The sequence below is a fragment of the Herbiconiux sp. genome (assembly GCF_023264855.1).
Taxonomy (GTDB): domain Bacteria; phylum Actinomycetota; class Actinomycetes; order Actinomycetales; family Microbacteriaceae; genus Herbiconiux.
This window is the reverse complement of record NZ_JAHFUW010000007.1, coordinates 25137-41897: the sequence shown is the minus strand read 5'-3', so window position 1 is coordinate 41897 and position 16761 is coordinate 25137. Positions and strand designations below refer to the sequence as shown.

At 71.3% G+C, this 16761-nt stretch carries 14 protein-coding genes; 6 read left to right on the top strand and 8 right to left on the bottom strand.

Going from position 1 to position 16761, the window contains the following annotated elements:
- Nucleotides 1-6: 6 nt before the first annotated feature.
- A complete protein-coding gene (locus Q0D75_RS04520; protein ID WP_291049884.1) occupies nt 7-1146 on the top strand; it encodes an XdhC/CoxI family protein in 1140 nt (379 codons plus the stop codon).
- A 55-nt stretch (nt 1147-1201) separates the two neighbouring features.
- On the opposite strand, the gene Q0D75_RS04515 is transcribed toward Q0D75_RS04520, so the two are convergent.
- A complete protein-coding gene (locus Q0D75_RS04515) occupies nt 1202-1837 on the bottom strand; it encodes a LysE/ArgO family amino acid transporter (protein ID WP_291049882.1) in 636 nt (211 codons plus the stop codon).
- A gap of 69 nt (nt 1838-1906) precedes the next feature.
- On the opposite strand from Q0D75_RS04515, the gene Q0D75_RS04510 reads away from it, so the two are divergent.
- Entirely contained in the window at nt 1907-2812 is a 906-nt protein-coding gene (locus Q0D75_RS04510) for a LysR family transcriptional regulator ArgP (RefSeq protein WP_291049880.1), read from the top strand.
- Nucleotides 2813-2840: 28 nt separating this feature from the next.
- Here the strand turns inward: Q0D75_RS04510 and Q0D75_RS04505 are convergent, their stop codons facing one another.
- The 6 genes from Q0D75_RS04505 to glp form a co-directional block, all read right to left on the bottom strand.
- Nucleotides 2841-5735, bottom strand: coding sequence for a molybdopterin cofactor-binding domain-containing protein (locus Q0D75_RS04505; protein ID WP_291049878.1), 2895 nt, complete (start codon nt 5733-5735; stop codon nt 2841-2843).
- Nucleotides 5732-6610 (bottom strand): FAD binding domain-containing protein, encoded by an 879-nt coding sequence (locus Q0D75_RS04500; RefSeq protein WP_291049876.1) that lies wholly within the window; start codon nt 6608-6610, stop codon nt 5732-5734. The genes Q0D75_RS04505 and Q0D75_RS04500 overlap by 4 nt, the downstream gene beginning before the upstream one ends.
- 91 nt (nt 6611-6701) lie before the next feature.
- The gene (locus Q0D75_RS04495) at nt 6702-7184 is read right to left on the bottom strand and encodes a molybdenum cofactor biosynthesis protein MoaE (RefSeq protein ID WP_291049874.1); all 483 of its coding nucleotides are present in this window, start codon (nt 7182-7184) and stop codon (nt 6702-6704) included.
- The gene (locus Q0D75_RS04490; RefSeq protein WP_291049872.1) at nt 7168-7662 is read right to left on the bottom strand and encodes a MogA/MoaB family molybdenum cofactor biosynthesis protein; all 495 of its coding nucleotides are present in this window, start codon (nt 7660-7662) and stop codon (nt 7168-7170) included. Before Q0D75_RS04490 ends, Q0D75_RS04495 begins: the two co-directional genes overlap by 17 nt.
- Entirely contained in the window at nt 7659-8138 is a 480-nt protein-coding gene (gene moaC, locus Q0D75_RS04485; RefSeq protein ID WP_291049870.1) for a cyclic pyranopterin monophosphate synthase MoaC, read from the bottom strand. Before moaC ends, Q0D75_RS04490 begins: the two co-directional genes overlap by 4 nt.
- Nucleotides 8131-9423, bottom strand: a complete 1293-nt coding sequence (gene glp / locus Q0D75_RS04480) for a gephyrin-like molybdotransferase Glp (protein ID WP_291049867.1) — start codon at nt 9421-9423, stop codon at nt 8131-8133. The genes moaC and glp overlap by 8 nt, the downstream gene beginning before the upstream one ends.
- Nucleotides 9424-9574: 151 nt before the next feature.
- Between glp and moaA the strand changes: the two genes are divergently transcribed.
- The gene (gene moaA / locus Q0D75_RS04475; RefSeq protein WP_291049865.1) at nt 9575-10747 is read left to right on the top strand and encodes a GTP 3',8-cyclase MoaA; all 1173 of its coding nucleotides are present in this window, start codon (nt 9575-9577) and stop codon (nt 10745-10747) included.
- A 7-nt stretch (nt 10748-10754) separates the two neighbouring features.
- Nucleotides 10755-11009, top strand: coding sequence for a MoaD/ThiS family protein (locus Q0D75_RS04470; RefSeq protein WP_291049863.1), 255 nt, complete (start codon nt 10755-10757; stop codon nt 11007-11009).
- A 156-nt stretch (nt 11010-11165) separates the two neighbouring features.
- On the opposite strand, the gene moeB is transcribed toward Q0D75_RS04470, so the two are convergent.
- Nucleotides 11166-12431: a molybdopterin-synthase adenylyltransferase MoeB gene (moeB, locus tag Q0D75_RS04465; protein ID WP_291049861.1), complete on the bottom strand. Its 1266-nt coding sequence runs from the start codon at nt 12429-12431 to the stop codon at nt 11166-11168.
- A 91-nt stretch (nt 12432-12522) separates the two neighbouring features.
- On the opposite strand from moeB, the gene Q0D75_RS04460 reads away from it, so the two are divergent.
- Both Q0D75_RS04460 and smc read left to right on the top strand, forming a co-directional pair.
- Nucleotides 12523-12888: a VOC family protein gene (locus Q0D75_RS04460; protein WP_291049859.1), complete on the top strand. Its 366-nt coding sequence runs from the start codon at nt 12523-12525 to the stop codon at nt 12886-12888.
- A 60-nt stretch (nt 12889-12948) separates the two neighbouring features.
- Nucleotides 12949-16755, top strand: a complete 3807-nt coding sequence (smc, locus tag Q0D75_RS04455) for a chromosome segregation protein SMC (protein WP_291049857.1) — start codon at nt 12949-12951, stop codon at nt 16753-16755.
- Nucleotides 16756-16761 lie beyond the last annotated feature (6 nt).

Below are 16761 nucleotides of genomic sequence, written 5' to 3'. Positions count from 1 at the left end.
CCCCGGATGCTCGAACTCGCCACCGATCTGCTCGCCGCACGCGACCGGGGGCGCCGTCTCGCGGTGGCGACCGTCATCGCCGTCGACGGGAGCGCGCCGCGGGCCATCGGCACGTCGATGGCGGTGGACGACGAAGGCCGGGTGATCGGCAGCATCTCGGGCGGCTGCGTCGAGGGAGCCGTGTACGACGCCTGCAATCGGGTGCTCGAGACCGGCGCCTCCGAGGTCTGCGAGTTCGGCTTCAGCGATGACGACGCGTTCGCGGTGGGGCTGTCGTGCGGCGGCCGGCTGACCGTGTTCGTGCAGGAGCTGGAGCCTCGGAGGCCGAGCGACCGCGCGAGCGAGGGAGCTCTCCCCGCTGCTGCCGAGCAGGTGCTCGACGAGTTGCGGCGGGCGAGCGAGGGGCGGGACGCGGGCATCGCGGTGCTGCTGCGCCACACCGGAACCACCCTGATGACCCCCCGGCGGCCATCCGAATCCGGGCGATCGGGCGAGTCGGCCGATCCGCTCTCCGCCCGGATCGCCGACGAGCTCGCCGGCGCGATCGACGCGGGCCGCACCGTGCGCCGTCGGGTCGAGTGCGAGGGCGAAGTGCTCGAGGCGGTGCTGCTCGTCAGCGCTCCGCCGCCGCGCCTGATCGTGTTCGGCGCGGTCGACTTCTCGGTGGCGCTCTCGAATGCCGCGCAACTGCTGGGCTACCGGGTCACGGTGTGCGACGCACGCCCCGTCTTCGCCACGCCCGATCGTTTTCCCGGCGCCGACGTGGTCACCCGCTGGCCCGTCGACTACCTCGTGTCGACCGCTGTCGACGAGCGGACCGTGATCTGCGTGCTCACCCACGACGACAAGTTCGACGTGCCACTGATCGAGGCGGCGCTGGCGCTGCCGGTCGCCTACGTCGGGGCGATGGGGTCGCGGGTCACGCACGACCGCCGCTTCGCGAAGCTGCGGGAGCGTGGCCTCGGCGATCAGGAGCTCGCCGCCCTGCACTCGCCGATCGGGCTCGATCTCGGCGCCTCGTCGCCGGAGGAGACGGCGGTGTCGATCCTGGCGGAGGTTCTGGCCGTGCGTCACGGTGGCTCGGGCCGCTCGCTCCGCGGCACGGAGGGCGCCATCCACCTGCGAGCGTCGGCTGAGGCTCCGTAGCGCTCCGGAACAGACGTCGCCGGCTTCCCGGATGAGACGGGCCGGCCTGAGCGGTTCACAGCCCGATCAGCAGAGACGCGGCGATGGCGACCATCACCACCGCGATGAGGCCATCGAGCACCCGCCAGGCCAGAGGTCTGGCGAAGACGGGTCGCAGCAGCCGCGCCCCGAAGCCCAGCGCCGTGAACCAGACGACGCTGGCGGTCGCGGCGCCGATTCCGAACAGCCACCGTGAGTCGCCGTGGGTCGTGGCGACCGAGCCCAGCAGCACCACCGTGTCGAGGTACACGTGCGGGTTCAGCCAGGTGAGCGCGAGGCAGGTGAGCACGGTCGGCAGCAGTCCGGTAGATGCCCGGCTCCCGGCGCTCGCCTCCGTCCCCGGGTCGAGAACCGCGGGCCGGATGGCCCGGCGGGCCGCGAGCGCGCCATAGGCCAGCAGGAACGCCGCTCCGCCGATCCGGGCCACGACCATCAGTGCGGGAACCCGCTCGAAGACGAGCCCGACGCCGCTGATTCCGAGCGCGATCAGGGCGACGTCGGACAGGGCGCAGACGGCCACGACGGCGAGCACCCAGCGCCGCAGGAGGCCTTGGCGCAGCACGAAGGCGTTCTGCGCGCCGATGGCGACGATCAGCGAGAGGCCGAAGCCGAAGCCGGCGAACACGGCCAGGGGATCAAGGGGAGCGCTCACATTCCCGAACCTAGGTGCACTAGCTGATGCGGTCCAGCTAATCTTTCTGATGATCCATTAGAATCACTGATGATGGATCTCGACCTCTCCCAGCTCAGCGCTCTCAAGTCGGCGGTCGCCGAAGGCACCTTCGATGCGGCCGCGCGTACTCTGCGCATCACGCCCTCGGCGGTGAGCCAGCGGATCAAGGCGCTGGAGAATTCGGTTGGCCGGGTGCTGCTGCGGCGCAGCAAGCCGATCGCCCCCACCGAATCCGGCCGGGCACTGCTGCGGCTGGCCCGTCAGCTCGAGGCGCTCACCGACGATGTCGCTCGCGAACTGGACGATCCGGGAGACGATCGTGCGGCATCCGCCGCCGGTGCACCGTCTTTGATCCGGATGCCGCTCGCCGTCAACGCCGATTCGCTCGCGACCTGGATCCTGCCGGCGCTCGCCCCTTTGGCGGGTGAGATCGCGTTCGATCTCTGGCGCGAAGACCAGAGCCAGACCACGGGACTTCTGCGCGAGGGCACGGTGATGGCGGCGATCACCTCGGTGGCGGAACCGGTGCAGGGATGCTCGTCGCGTGCCCTCGGGGTGATGCGGTACCGCGCGGTGGCCGCCCCGTCATTCGCCGAGCGCTGGTTCGCGGATGACCTCGCCCAGGGCCTGCACCGCGCGCCGGTCGTCGTGTTCGACCGGGCGGACGAGCTGCAAGACGGCTTCCTGCGGGATCACGGGCTGCCGTCTTCGACCCCTCCACGGCACTTCGTGCCGGCCTCGGCCGACTTCGCCGAGGCCGTGCGGCTCGGATTCGGCTGGGGGATGCTGCCCGATCAGCAGAGCGTGGGTCTCGGCCTGATCGAGATCGACCCGGGATCGTTCTCGGACGTGCCGCTCTACTGGCAGCAGTGGCAGCTCCACACCACCGCTCTCGACCGCGTCGCGAACACGGTCGCGGCGGCGGCTGCGGCAGCCCTGCGCCCTGTGGCCTGATCGTGCCTGCGATGCCGACCGCGGTCGGTCAGGAATTGAGCAGGCGCCACACCCGATCCCGCGACATCGGCAGTTCGTAGGGCCGCACGCCGGTCGCATCGACGATCGCGTTCGCCAGCGCCGCCGCGACGGCGTTGTACGGAGCCTCGCTCATCGACTTGGCGCCGAACGGTCCCACCTCGTCGTCGGTGTCGGCGAAGTACACCTCCGACTCCGGTACATCCGCCATCTGCGGCAGGTGGTAGCTGCGGAAGACCTGCGTCTTCACCAGACCCTCATCGAGGATCATCTCCTCGTAGAGGGCCGATCCGATGGCCTGGGCCACTCCACCCTCGATCTGCCCCCGGAGCTGTTCGGGGTTGAGCACGAAGCCGGCGTCGGCGGCGTGCACCGACTGCAGGATGCGCACCTCGCCCGTTGCCGAGTTCACGCCCACCCGGAAGGCGTGCACGTTGAAGGCCAGGGAGCGCAGGGCGCCGTCTTCGCTGCCGTTGGCCGTGAGGGAGCCACCGGCAGCCTCTGCGACAGCGCTGAGAGGCACGAATCGCCCACCGATCCGCACGCCCTCGGGTTCGAGCACACCGTCCGCCGAGTCACCCGCGATCTCCGCGGCTGCGGCGAGGATGGCGGCCTTCAGCTGCAGTGATGCCGAGTAGAGCGCCTTGCCGGCGACGGTGGTGCCGGCCGAGCCGAACGCCCCGGTGTCGAACACCGCGGCATCCGTGTCGGACTGACGGATCCGCACCCGATCGGTGGTAGTGCCGAGCACACTGGCGGCGATCTGCGTGTGCACCGTGGTGGTGCCGTTGCCGAACTCCGACGTGCCAACCCCGGCCAGGTACGTGCCGTCGGCCTCGAGCGTGACCGAGACCGTGGAGAAGTGCCCGCGCGGCGGCATCGTGGCGATCATGGAGGCCGCCATCCCGATACCGGTCGACCACTCCGGTCCGCCGGGCGCGGCGACGCCGTTGCCGCGCTGCAGCGCACTCTGCGTCAGGTCGAGACACTGGTCGAGCCCATAGCTGCCGAAGATCAGGTCGTCGCCCTCGACGTGCGCCGCGACGAGTGGTTCTCCCGGGCGCACGACGTTGATCCGCCTCAGCTCGAAAGGATCGATGCCGAGTTCGATCGCGAGCTGATCCATCGCCGCTTCGACCGCGAACACCACCTGCCCGAGGCCGTAGCCGCGGAACGCGCCCGACGGGATGTTGTTCGTGTAGACGACCTCGGCATCCACCTTCTTGTTCGGGGCGGAGTACAGGCTGACGGTCTCGCCGACGCTGTGGAACATCACCCCCGGCCCATGGTTGCCGTAGGCACCGGTGTCGCTCAACACGTCGACCGCCAGGGCGGTGAGCGTGCCGTCGGCGCGGGCGGCGACATCCACCGACACCCGCATGGGGTGGCGGCAGGGCGCGATGGTGAACTCGTCGACGCGCGTGAATTCGAACTGCACCGGCCGCCCGGTGCGGAGCACGCCGAGGGCCACCACGTCTTCGGTGAGGATCTCCTGCTTGCCGCCGAACCCGCCGCCGACCCTGGCGGTGAACACGCGGACGTTCTCGGGGTCCAGGCCGAAGATGTGGCTGATCTCGTCGCGCACGAGGAACGGCACCTGCGTGCTGGTGCGCAGCACGAGCCGGTCGTCGTCGTCGATCCAGCCGATGCTGCCGTGGGTCTCGAGAGCCGCATGCGACACGCGATGCGTCTGCCAGGTGCCGGAGACCCGCGCGGCGGCCTCGTCGAACCCCGCCTGCACCGAGCCGATCTCGCTGTGCACCGAGGCGATCACGTTGCGCTCGGGCTCGGCGATCCGCGACTCGGCGGGCGCCTTGTCGGCGTGCAGCAGCGGGGCACCCGGTCGCCGGGCCGCCTCGGGGTCGAACACGGCCGGGAGGATCTCGTATTCGACGTCGATCAACCGGCAGGCCGCCTCGGCGATGGCGATGGTCTCGGCCACGACGGCGGCGATCCGCTGGCCGCGATAGCGCACCACCGTGTCGAAGAGGCGGGTGTCGTCGGGATCGTCGGTGCGGAATTGGTGGCGCGCAGTGGAGTAAAGGGTGTCGGGCGAGTCGGCCGCGGTGAGGACGGCGAGCACGCCGGGCAGCTGTTCGGCCGCGCGGGTGTCCATGGAGAGGATGCGCGCGTGGGCGTGCGGGCTCTGCAGGAGTTTCAGGTGCGTGACCCCCGGCACCTCCACGTCGAACGTGTAGGCCTCGCGGCCACTCACGATCCGCGGGCCGGCCGGCGCGCCCACCGAGCGCCCGACGCTGCGCACCGCCGTGGAAACGGGTGCGGGTGATGCGGCCGGAGCAGCGGCGGGGCTCGAGCCCGCGGGCGTCGCCGGGGCCGGAGCGGTCGCCGAGGTCGCGGGTGCCGAAGCGGACGCCGGGCTCACCGTTCCCTCGGCCTGCCCGTGCGCGGCCGAGCCGCAGATTCCGGCGCAGGCCGGAGCCGCGCCGTCGGCCCCGGCGGCGCGGCCCGCGGAGGCGCACACGCCCTGCCGGATCGACGCCCGGATGGCCCGGTACCCGGTGCAGCGGCAGAGATTGCCCTTCATCAGCCGCGGAAGATCGTCGAGCTGCTCGGGCTTCAGCGTGGTGGCCGTGACGACCATGCCGGCGGTGCAGAAGCCGCACTGGAACCCGGCGTTGTCGACGAAGCTCTGCTGCACCGCACTGAGGTCTCCCGGCTCGCCGAGGCCGGCCGCCGTGGTGATGATGGCGTCTTCGGCGCGGTACGCCGGGTAGATGCAGGAGTGCACGGGCATGCCGTCGACGATCACCGAACAGGCACCGCAGTCGCCGGCATCGCAGCCCTTCTTGACCTCGAAGTGCCCCTGGTCGCGGATGAAGGTGCGCAGGCACTGCCCGGGCGCCGGATCGGCCTCGAGCTGTTCGCCGTTCATGATGAACTTCACGACCGCACCTCCGGGATGCTCGCCGAGTCGCCGGCCGACGCGGGAGAGGCCAGTTCGTCGCGGACCTCGATCGCGAGCAAGCCCGACACGGCTCGCCGCCAGTCGGCCGCCCCGTGCGGATCGGTGAACCAGCTGGGGATGGCGGCGACATCGCGCTCGAGCGACTCCGCCGACGGGATCGACCGATACCGCAGCTGTTCCGGATGCACCGTGGCACCGGAGACCGTCAGCGTGAACGATTCGTCGGGGTCGAGCCGTCCGACGACGACCGCGCCGGATCGGCCCAGGGGCGAGAGGGCGATCTTGCGGTACGCCGTGCGTGCCTGCAACGACGACAGCGGGACGTGCAGCGATCGCATCACGTCGCCCGGCCGCAGGACGGTGGTGCCGTTCCCGGTCACGAACTCGGCGACCGGCATGCGCTCGTCGATCCCGCCCGCCCGCCAGATCAGCGCCTCGGCGTCGAGCGAGGAGAACAGCGAAGTCATCGGCCCGGCCGGCAGGGCGGAGCAGATGTTGCCGCCGGCCGTCGCCACGTTCCAGACCTTGAACGAGCCGAGCAGGGCGGTGCAGCACTGGTAGAACAACGGATGCGCCGGCCAGCCGTGGTCATCCGGCATCGCGGCCAGCTCGGCGAGCGTGCAGGTCGACGCGACCTCGAGCCCGTCGTCGGTGACCGTGAGCGAGGGCCAGCCGAACGACATCAGGTCGACGAGCGACGTGAGGTGGTCTTGCGGCTCGGAGAAGAGCCACGAGCCTCCGGCGAGCGGCGCGACCTGCTCGCTCAGGGCGCTCAGATCGTCTCGATGGTGAGCCGGGACGATCCGGGTGATGGTGTTCAGATCCACGGTGACTCCGTTCGTGAGCAGGTGCACGACTCAGTAGACCGTAGCAATGTGTCTGCGGTGTAACGCAGACCCCTTCTGGGGACAAATCTCCCGAGAGCGCCGTCTGTGGAGAACTCGCCTAGCCGATCGAGGCGACCCACTCGCTCGTGCCGTCCGTGAAGGCCTGTTCCTTCCAGATCGGCACCGTCGACTTCACCTCGTCGACGAGGGCCGCACAGGCGGCGAACGCCTCCGCGCGATGGGCCGAGGCCACCGCGCAGGCCAGGGCCACGTCGCCGATGCCGAGCTCGCCGATCCGGTGGGCGACGGCGACGGTGACGGCCGGGTAGGCCGCGGCGATGCTCTCGGCGGCCGCCCGGATGCGATCGGCCGCCGAGGGATGGGCGGTGTACGACAATCCCGTCACACCCTTGCCGTCGTCGTGATCGCGCACCACGCCTTCGAAGGTCACGACCGCGCCGTCGGCCGCTCCGGCGACGGCGGCCGAGCACTCCTCGACCGTGATCGGGGTCTCCTCGATCCGGGCGAAGCGCACCCGTGCGGCGCTGTCGGAGGCGCTCGCCGGAGACTCCGACGGTCCGATGTCAGTCGGTCCTGGCATGGTCGCCTCCATGGATCTGATCGACCAGATGGTCAAGCACCGAGCCCAGAACGACGAGTCCGTCGCGCACCCCTCCCGACGAGCCCGGGAGGTTCACCACGAGGGTGCTCCCGGCCACTCCGGCGAGCCCCCTGGAGAGCAGGGCGAGCGGCGTGTGGGCGGTGCCGGCCCGCCGGATCTCCTCGGCCACACCGGGGATCTCGAAGTCGATCACGGAGCGGGTCTGCTCGGGGGTGCGGTCCGTCGGCGAGACACCGGTGCCGCCGGTGGTCACCGCCAGCTGAGCGCGTTCGGCGACGGCCCTGCGGAGCGCCTCGCCGACCGGCTCGCCATCCGGAACGACCTCGACCTCGACCGACCACCCCCGGGCCTCGAGCCAGTCGCGGATCAGCGGCCCGGTGGTGTCGTCGTACACACCCGAGGCGGCACGGTTCGACGCCACCACCACCTGCGCCGTGCGTCCGGCCGGCCCCGTCACGAGCGGCTCCACTCGCCGCTGGCGCCGCCGCTCTTGCTCAGCACCTCGATGTCGGTCACGCGCGCGCCGCGGTCCACCGCCTTGATCATGTCGTACACCGTCAGAGCGGCGACGGATGCCGCCGTCAGCGCCTCCATCTCGACCCCGGTGACCCCGGTGGTCGACACGGTGGCGACCACCCGTACGCTGTCGTCGCCGGTCTCGAAGTCGACGGTCACCCCGGTGATCGGGAGCGGATGGCAGAGCGGGATGAGGGTCGAGGTCTGCTTGGCCGCCATGATCCCCCCCACCCGGGCGACGGCGAGGGCCTCGCCCTTCGGCAGCTCGCCGGCGACGAGCAGGGAGATGACGTCGGCACGCGTGTGCAGCACGGCCTGTGCCGACGCGATCCGCTTGGTCACGGCCTTGCCCGAGACGTCCACCATGTGCGCGGCGCCGCCGGGCGTGACGTGGGTGAGCGCGGTTCCCTCAGCCATCGATCCTCCAGAAGTCGAGTTCGTCGCCCGCGGCGACGTCGGTGACGCCGACCGGCACGTGCACGAGCACGGTGGAGGCGGCGTAGGAGTGCAGCAGGTGGCTCGAGGGGCCGCCCACGAGTTCGAGGGTGCCATCCGGGCGCAGGATGCCCCGGCGCAGCTGGTGGTGCGCCGGTGGCGAGTCGAAACCGTGCGCCACCGGTGCCCGCCGCACTTCGCGCAGGGCCGGCTCGGGAGCCGAGTCCACCCCGGCGAGGAGAACGGCCAGCAGAGCAGGCCGCACGAAGGCTTCGAACGACACCAGTGCGCTGACGGGGTTGCCGGGAAGGCAGACGACGGGCAGCGGATGCTCGCCCGCCCCGATCACGATCCGGCCCAGTCCTTGCGGCCCGCCGGGCTGCAAAGCGACTTTCAAAAACTCCACTCCGAGCGGCCCGAGCGCATCGCGCACGACCTCCCGGGCACCCGCGCTGACCCCGCCCACGGTCACGACCAGATCCGCGTCAGGAGCCCCATCTGCCAGCACCGCGAGAAGGTCGTCGGCCTCGTCGGAGCGGCAGGGCCGGGCGGTCACGGTGCAGCCGATCTGCTGCAGCGCCACCGAGAGCGCGAGCGAATTGGAGTCGAAGATCTGGCCGGGCTCGAGTTCGGTTCCGGCATCCCGGATCTCGTGCCCGGTCGAGACGAGCAGCACCCGGGGGCGCCGGCGCACCGGAACCTCGGTGAGTCCGGTGCCGGCGATCACGCCGTAGTGAGCCGCACCGAGGGGTGTGCCGGCTTCGAGCAGCACGTCGCCGCGGGCCACGTCGCTGCCGGTGGCGCGCACGAAGGTGCCCGCCACCACGGGAGCGGTGAACGCCACGGTGGCATCGCGGACGGCGTCGGAGGGGAAGACCGGCGGATCGGCGCGTTCGATCTGCACCACGGCGTCCGCGCCCGACGGGATCGGCGCGCCGGTCATCACCGGGGTGGCCGTGCCCGGCCGATGTGCGCGGAAGGGATCGCCCGCGGCGACCCGCTCGGCCACGGGAAGCCGCACCGGCTGCCCCGGGGTCGCCTCCGCGAGGTCGGCGGCGCACACCGCGTAGCCGTCCATCTGCGAGTTGTCGAAGGAGGGCAGACTGCTCGGAGCGATCAGATCGACCGCGAGCACGCGGTGGGCGTACAGCGCCGGATCCGCCGCGACCCGGTCGGCCGACAGGGGGAGCGTCTCCGTGCCGAGCGTCTGCGCGATCGGGGCGAGGAGAGCGAGCACGGCGCGGCGGTGATCCTCGATCGTTCGCATCGCCCCAGTCTGCCGCATCCGCTCGCCGGCCGAGCGGTCGGCGGCGGTTCGTGCGCTGCGCCACCGCGTCTCGACCCGAGCTGCCGCGCCTCCTGCCGGGTCTGCCTGGCCTCCCGGCAGGACTGTCAGCGCGAGCGCGTAGGCTTTCGGCATGAGCGTCGTCCTCGGCATGCCCCGGCCGCGCCCCGGTTCCGACCGCGGTGCCGCCTCCGGCGAGGGCATCCGTCGCCCGGTCGTCGCTCTGCCGGGCGAACGCCCGCAGGTCCCGGGCCTGATCGACCGTTTCGACCGCCAGGCGACCGACCTGCGCATCTCTCTCACCGACCGCTGCAACCTGCGCTGCACCTACTGCATGCCGGCGGAAGGCCTGCCCTTCCTGCCCCCGCCCGCTCTGATGTCGAAAGAGGAGATCACCCGGCTGGCCCGGATCGCGGTCACCGAATTCGGCGTGCGGCAGGTGCGCTTCACCGGCGGCGAACCGCTGCTGCGCAAAGACCTGGTCGAGATCGTCCGGTCGGTGGCACAGCTCGATCCCCGCCCCGAGATCTCGCTCACCACCAACGCGATCGGGCTGTCCAGCCGCGCCGAGGCACTCGCCGAGGCGGGCCTGGACCGCATCAACGTCTCGCTCGACTCGATCCACCCCGACACCTTCGCGATCATCACTCGACGACCTTTCCTCGATCGCGTGCTGGCCGGGATCGACGCGGTCGGCGCCGCCGGGCTCGTGCACACGAAGATCAACGCGGTGCTGATGCCCGGCATCAACGACCACCAGGCCGTCGAACTGCTCGAGTGGGCGCTCGCCGGCGGCCACGAGCTGCGCTTCATCGAGCAGATGGCGCTGGATGCCGACCACAGTTGGAACCGCGACACCATGATCACGGCTGCCGGCATCCGCGCCCTGCTGGCCGAGCGGTATGTGCTCACGCCCGACGACGCTCCGCGCGACGGTGCCCCGGCCGAGCTCTACCAGGTGCGGGAGCGTACGAGCGCCTCGGCCGCCACGGGTGCGGCAAGCGCGGTAGGCGGCACGGAGGAGGCGACCGGCCCGGCGCTCGGCCTCGTCGGCATCATCGCCTCCGTCAGCGAGCCGTTCTGCAGCGATTGCCGGCGTACCCGCCTCACGGCCGAAGGTGCCGTGCGCAGCTGCCTGTTCTCGCACACCGAGACGGATCTGCTCGGTCCGATGCGCGCGGGCGCCGACGATGCCGAGGTGGCCGACCTGTGGCGCGGCGCGATGTGGGCGAAGCCCGCCGGTCACCTCATGAACGAAGCGGGATTCGAGCAGCCCGACCGCCCGATGAGCGCGATCGGGGGCTGAGGCGGGCATGGCAGTGACACTGCGTTATTTCGCGGCCGCGAAAGCCGTGCTCGGCCGGGGCGGCGAGACCCGCGAGGCCGCCGGCATCCGGATCGGCGAACTCCTGCGCACCCTGGCGTCGGAGACGGCCGATCCGCCGGCCGCATCGGCCGTTCTCGAGCGCTGCTCGTTCCTGCTCAACGCCGAGGCGACGACCGATCTGCGCGCCGTGCTCGCCGACGGCGACACCCTCGACGTGCTGCCTCCTTTCGCCGGCGGCTGAGCCGTCCCAGCCGCGCGGTGCCCGGTCACGCCAGAGGCCGAGCCGAGTCGCGTCGACTTGCCACAAGTTGTGCCAAGTCGCGCCGAAAAGCGACGACTTGTGCCAAGTCGCGGGTCGCTGCGGCGACTCGGGCCACCTGAGCGCAACGGCGGCGGCTCAGTAGCGCGGCTTGTCGGTCTCGATCTCGGCGGCCCAGGCGTCGATCCCGCCGCGCACGAACTGCACGTCGTCCCACCCGTGGGCGCGCAGCTGAGCGGCGGCGTGCGCCGAGCGCGGCTCGTGGTGGCAGTACAGCACGATCTTCTCCTGCGGCGGCAGGATCTCGCGGGCGGCGTCGCTCAGGATGCGACCCAGCGGCACGAGCTCCGAGCCCTCGATCGCCACGATCTCGTACTCGTACGGCTCGCGCACGTCGACCAGCACGAAGTCGGCCTCGTCGCGGGAGCGGGCCGCCAGCAGGTCGGCGAGTTCCGAGACGGAGATCGACTCCGGCTGAGCAGCGGGCTGAGGGGAGGAAGCGTCGGTCACGACAGGCCTTTCGAAGAGTTTGGTTGCGGGGCCGGTGGAGTCCGCCCCCTGCCGGGTGATGCTGTACGGCTCGCCGATGTTGGCGGCGCCGGAGCGCGAACGCGAGGCGCCCGGCTGACCGCGCTTGGGGGCGGGCGCGAAGGCGACCTCCCGCCAGCTGGCGTCGAGGGCGTCGTGCACGAGGAGCCGGCCGAGGAGGGGCTCGCCGTAGCCGCCGAGCAGCTTGAGGGTCTCGGTGGCCATGACGGCGCCGATCGCGGCGCAGACGGGGCCCAGCACGCCGGCGACGGCGCAGGATTCAGCCGGATCGGCGCCCGGCTGCTCGGGGTAGAGATCGTCGAGAGTGCGGTCCAGGCCCGCCGGGGCCGTGGCCCAGAACACCGTCACCTGGCCGTCGAAACGCAGCACCGACCCCCACACGAGCGGCTTGCCCACCAGCGCGCAGGCCGCGTCGACCACGTACTGCACCTCGAAGTTGTCGGTGCCGTCGACCACCACGTCGTACTCGGAGACCAGTTCGAGCACGGTCGACGGCGTGACCTCCTCGTCGTGCTCGACCACCTCGATCAAAGGGTTCATCGCCCGGATCGCCGCGGCGGCGGAGGCCGTCTTGCGCTGCCCGACGGCCGCATCCGGGTGGATCGTCTGCCGCTGCAGGTTCGACACCTCGACCGTGTCGTGATCGGCGATGCCGATGGTGCCCACACCCGCCGCCGCGAGGTACTGCAGCACCGGCGACCCCAGGCCCCCGGCGCCCAGCACGAGCACCCGGGAGTTCTTGAGGCGACGCTGCCCGTCGAGCCCCACCTGCGGCAGGGCGATCTGACGGGCATAGCGCAGCAGCTCGGCGCGGCTCAGTTCGGCGCCGGCGGAGACGAGGGCCTGAAGCGGCATCCTGAGGTCCTTTCGTGCTCGTGCGGCCTTCGAGCTATCTCGGCCTTTCGTGCCCTTCCAGCGTAGGGCGCTGGGGCGTAGGGTCGTCCGCATGTCACTGCGCTGGGAGCAAGTCGTCGTCGATTCTCAGGATCCCTTCCGCCTCGCGAGGTGGTGGAGCGAGGCCCTGGACTGGCCGATCGTCTATCAGAGTGAAGACGAGAACGATCCGGATCCGGAGGTCGAGGTGGGCCCGGAGTCGGGCGCCCACCCCACCATCCTGTTCATCCGCGTGCCGGGGTCGAAGACGATCAAGAACCGCCTGCACTTCGACTTCGTCCCCGACGATCAGGATGCCGAGGTCGAGCGCCTGCTCGCCCTCGGGGCCACGCGGGCCGACATCGGCCAAGACGAGGTGAGCTGGGTGGTGCTCGCCGACCCGGAGGGCAACGAGTTCTGCGTGCTCAGCGCGCGCTGATCCGCCTGAACACCCGGGATTGGGTACCGTAGGGGCACACCGACACGAGAGGTCACCCCTGTGTATCTGAAGAGCTTGACCCTCAAGGGATTCAAGTCCTTCGCCAATCCCACCACCTTCGCCTTCGAGACCGGCGTCACCTGCGTGGTCGGCCCGAACGGATCGGGCAAGTCGAACGTGGTCGACGCCCTCGCCTGGGTGATGGGGGAGCAGGGCGCCAAGACGCTGCGCGGCGGCAAGATGGAAGACGTCATCTTCGCGGGCACCTCCACCAAGGGCCCGCTCGGCCGGGCCGAGGTCACGCTCACCATCGACAACGCCGACGGCGCGCTGCCGATCGAGTACTCCGAGGTGACGATCAGTCGCACGCTGTTCCGCAACGGCGGCAGCGAGTACGCCATCAACGGCGACAGCTGCCGGCTGCTCGACGTGCAGGAACTGCTCTCCGACTCCGGCCTCGGCCGCGAGATGCACGTGATCGTGGGTCAGGGACAGTTGGATGCGGTGCTGCACGCGACCCCCGAGGGCCGCCGCGGCTTCATCGAAGAGGCGGCGGGCATCCTGAAGCACCGCCGCCGCAAAGAGAAGACGCAGCGCAAGCTCGAGGCGATGCAGGCCAATCTCACCCGGCTGAGCGATCTGGCGGGCGAGATCCGCCGCCAGCTCAAGCCCCTCGGGCGCCAGGCCGAGATCGCCAAGGAGGCGCAGTCGATCGCGGCGGTGGTGCGCGACGCCAAGGCGCGCCTGCTGGCGGACGAGATCGTGGGCCTGCGCACCGCGCTCGATCAGCACTCCCGCAGCGAGAGCGAGCGGCACACCGAGCGGCTCGTGCTGCAAGAGCGCCTTGAACAGAACCAGCTGCGCATCGCCCGGCTCGAACAGGCGCAGGTCGGCGACGCCGTCGATCTCGCCCGCCGCACCAGTTTCGGCCTCGAGTCGGTGCAGGAGCGCCTGCGCAACCTCTTCAACCTCGCCAACCAGCGGCTCGCCCTGCTGGGCGGCGAGGAGGGGATCCCGGATGCCGCGCCGAGCGTCAGCCCGGGCATGGTGGAGGAGTCCCGGGCCGAAGCCGTGCGGCTGGCCGGCGAGGTCGGCGCGGCGCAGGGCGCGTGGGAGGCGGCGCAGCTGGTCACCGTCAAGGCGCGCGGTTCGCTCGACGCCCTCGACGAGCAGATCGCCTACCAGAGCTCCCTCGTCTCCAAGCACGACCTCGAGCTGTCCAAACTCACCGGTCAGCTGGAGTCGGCGAACTCCCGGCTGGCCGCGGTACGCGGCGAGGTGCTGCGGCAGCAGAACGCGCTCGATGCGGCGACGAGCCGACGCGAGAGCGCCCAGGCCGATTTCGCGCGAGCCGAGGCCGAGGCGGGCGACGTCGTGGTCGACCAGACCGATCTCGACGAGGGCTACGAGTTCGCCCAGTCCCAGGTGTTCGAAGCCGAGGCCGAGATCGAGCGACTGCGCGAAGAACTGCACACCCACGAGCGGGAGCGCGACGGGCTGGCCGCCCGCACGAGCGCGCTCACCATGGCGCTCGACCAGAAAGATGGATCGGCCGACCTCGTGGCGGCTCGCCTGGCGGGCATCCGGGGCCTCGTCGCCGAGCACGTGAAGGTGAAGCCGGGGTTCGAGGCGGCCGTGGCGGCGGCGCTCGGCACGCTCGCGGATGCGGTGCTGGCCGCCGACGCCGACGCGGCGATCGAGGCGGCCGAGGCCGCGGCGGCGGAGGACATGGGGCGCGTGGAACTCGTGATCGCGGACTCCGGTTCGCCGGACGAGGCCGGATCGTCGGCGGGCCCGTCAGGGTCGGGGCGCTTCGTGGCCGAGACCCTGGTGTCCGGCGTCGACGGGCTGGTGCCCGCGATCTCGGTGGTGCAGGCGCCGGGCGGCGTGCTCGGCATCCTGGGCTCCGTCGCGATCGCGGACGACCTCGCCTCGGCCCGCCGGGCCTGGCTCGCGATCGAGTCGGGCGGCGCCGAGGGGCGCGCGGCGGCTTCCGGGCTCACGGTCGTCACCCGGCAGGGCGAGGTGCTCACCCGATACGTGCTGCGAGGCGGGTCCGGAGCGACCCGCTCCCGGATCGAGCTCGTCGCCGAACGCGACTCGGCCGCGGTGTCGCTCGACGAGGTGAACTCGGTGATCGAGCGGGCTCGCTTCGCTCTGGCCGAGCAGCGCGGGATCGTGCAGGTGGCGAAGGAGCAGTCGCAGGCCGCCCTCTCCGCCCTGCGCGAGTACGACGCCAAGCTCGCGGCTCGCACCGAGCTGCTGAGCCGGCTGCGGGCGCAGGTCGAGGCCAGCGCGGGCGAGCTCGATCGACTGGGCACCGGTTTGAAACTGGCTCAGGATGCCGTGGTGCAGGCCGAGCAGGCGGCCGAGAAGGCGAAAGGCGAGCTCGAGAGCGTGCGGGAGCGGCCGCGGCCGATCCTCGATGTGAGCTCGCGGGATGCCCTGCTCGGTGAGCTCGAGGCGGCGCGCGAGCGCGAGGTCGAGGCGCGGCTCGGGGTCGAGACCGCTCGCGAACGGGTGCGGGCCGAGCAGGCGCGCACCGCCGGTCTGGAGCGGCAGCTCGAGGCCGACCGGGCCGCCGCCGAGGCGGCTGCGCGGCGCGCCGTCATCCGTCGCCGGCAGATCCGCTCGGCCACCGACGTCGCCGAGGCCCTGCCGCCGGTTCTGGCGTCGATCGACCGGTCCGTGGGCGAGGCACGGCTGCAGCTCGCCCAGCGCGAGGCCGAGCGCGCGGAGCAGAACGAGGAACTGGTCGCGTTGCGGCGCGACGAGTCCGCGTTGCGCGAGCGCTTGCAGGCGATCACCGAGAACGTGCACGGACTCGAGCTGCAGATCTACGAGAAGAAGCTGCACCTCTCGGGACTGCTCGAGAGGGCGGCATCCGAACTGGGACTGATCGAGGAGGTGCTGGTGGCCGAGTACGGGCCCGACCAGCTGATCCCCGACGACAGCGAGGTGGTGCTGATCGACACCAGCGCCGAGGCGATCGAGGCCGCCGCAGCGCAGCTCGCTGAGGCGGCAGAGGCCGCGGAGGCGGCTGATGCGGAGACGACCGAAGCCGAAGCCGCCGCGGCTGCGCGAGCGGCGGGTTCCCGGCCGCACGCGCCCGACCCGGAGAGCGCCGACGATGCCGTCGACCCCGACGATGCGGCCGCATCCGTCCCCACCGGACGCCCCTTCGTGCGCACCGAGCAGCAACAGCGTCTGGCGCGGGCCGAGCGCAAGCTGGGCGAACTCGGCCGGGTGAACCCGCTCGCGCTCGAGGAGTTCGACGCGCTCGAGCAGCGGCACAAGTTCCTCACCGAGCAGCTCACCGACCTCACCAACACCCGCAAAGACCTGCTGACGATCATCGAGGAGATCGACGAGCGCATGCAGGTCATCTTCGAGAGCGCATTCGCCGACACCAAGGAGGCGTTCGCGCAGGTGTTCCCGGTGCTGTTCCCCGGTGGCACCGGCTCCATCCAGCTCACCGACCCCGAGAACCTGCTCACCACCGGCATCGAGGTCTCGGTGAAGCCGGCCGGCAAGAAGATCGAGCGCCTCTCGCTGCTCTCCGGAGGCGAGCGCTCGCTCGCCGCGGTGGCACTGCTGATCGCCATCTTCAAGGCCCGCCCCAGCCCGTTCTACATCATGGACGAGGTCGAGGCGGCGCTCGACGACGCCAACCTCGGCCGCCTGCTGACCATCTTCGAAGACCTCCGCGAGACCTCCCAGCTGATCGTCATCACCCACCAGAAGCGCACCATGGAGATCGCCGACGCCCTGTACGGCGTCTCGATGCGCCAAGACGGCGTCTCCGCCGTCGTCGGCCAGCGTGTGAAGCAGGAGACCGCCGAATCCGCGGAGCCCGCCGCCTCGTGAGCCCGC

What these genes read in the sequence shown, in the direction of transcription:
- moaC (WP_291049870.1), bottom strand. Translation starts at nt 8,138, where the DNA reads ATGGCTGAGGGAACCGCGCTCACCCACGTCACGCCCGGCGGCGCCGCG.
- moaA (WP_291049865.1), top strand. Translation starts at nt 9,575, where the DNA reads ATGAGCGTCGTCCTCGGCATGCCCCGGCCGCGCCCCGGTTCCGACCGC.
- Q0D75_RS04470 (WP_291049863.1), top strand. Translation starts at nt 10,755, where the DNA reads ATGGCAGTGACACTGCGTTATTTCGCGGCCGCGAAAGCCGTGCTCGGC.
- Q0D75_RS04460 (WP_291049859.1), top strand. Translation starts at nt 12,523, where the DNA reads ATGTCACTGCGCTGGGAGCAAGTCGTCGTCGATTCTCAGGATCCCTTC.
- Q0D75_RS04495 (WP_291049874.1), bottom strand. Translation starts at nt 7,184, where the DNA reads ATGCCAGGACCGACTGACATCGGACCGTCGGAGTCTCCGGCGAGCGCC.
- Q0D75_RS04510 (WP_291049880.1), top strand. Translation starts at nt 1,907, where the DNA reads ATGATGGATCTCGACCTCTCCCAGCTCAGCGCTCTCAAGTCGGCGGTC.
- moeB (WP_291049861.1), bottom strand. Translation starts at nt 12,431, where the DNA reads ATGCCGCTTCAGGCCCTCGTCTCCGCCGGCGCCGAACTGAGCCGCGCC.
- glp (WP_291049867.1), bottom strand. Translation starts at nt 9,423, where the DNA reads ATGCGAACGATCGAGGATCACCGCCGCGCCGTGCTCGCTCTCCTCGCC.
- Q0D75_RS04520 (WP_291049884.1), top strand. Translation starts at nt 7, where the DNA reads ATGCTCGAACTCGCCACCGATCTGCTCGCCGCACGCGACCGGGGGCGC.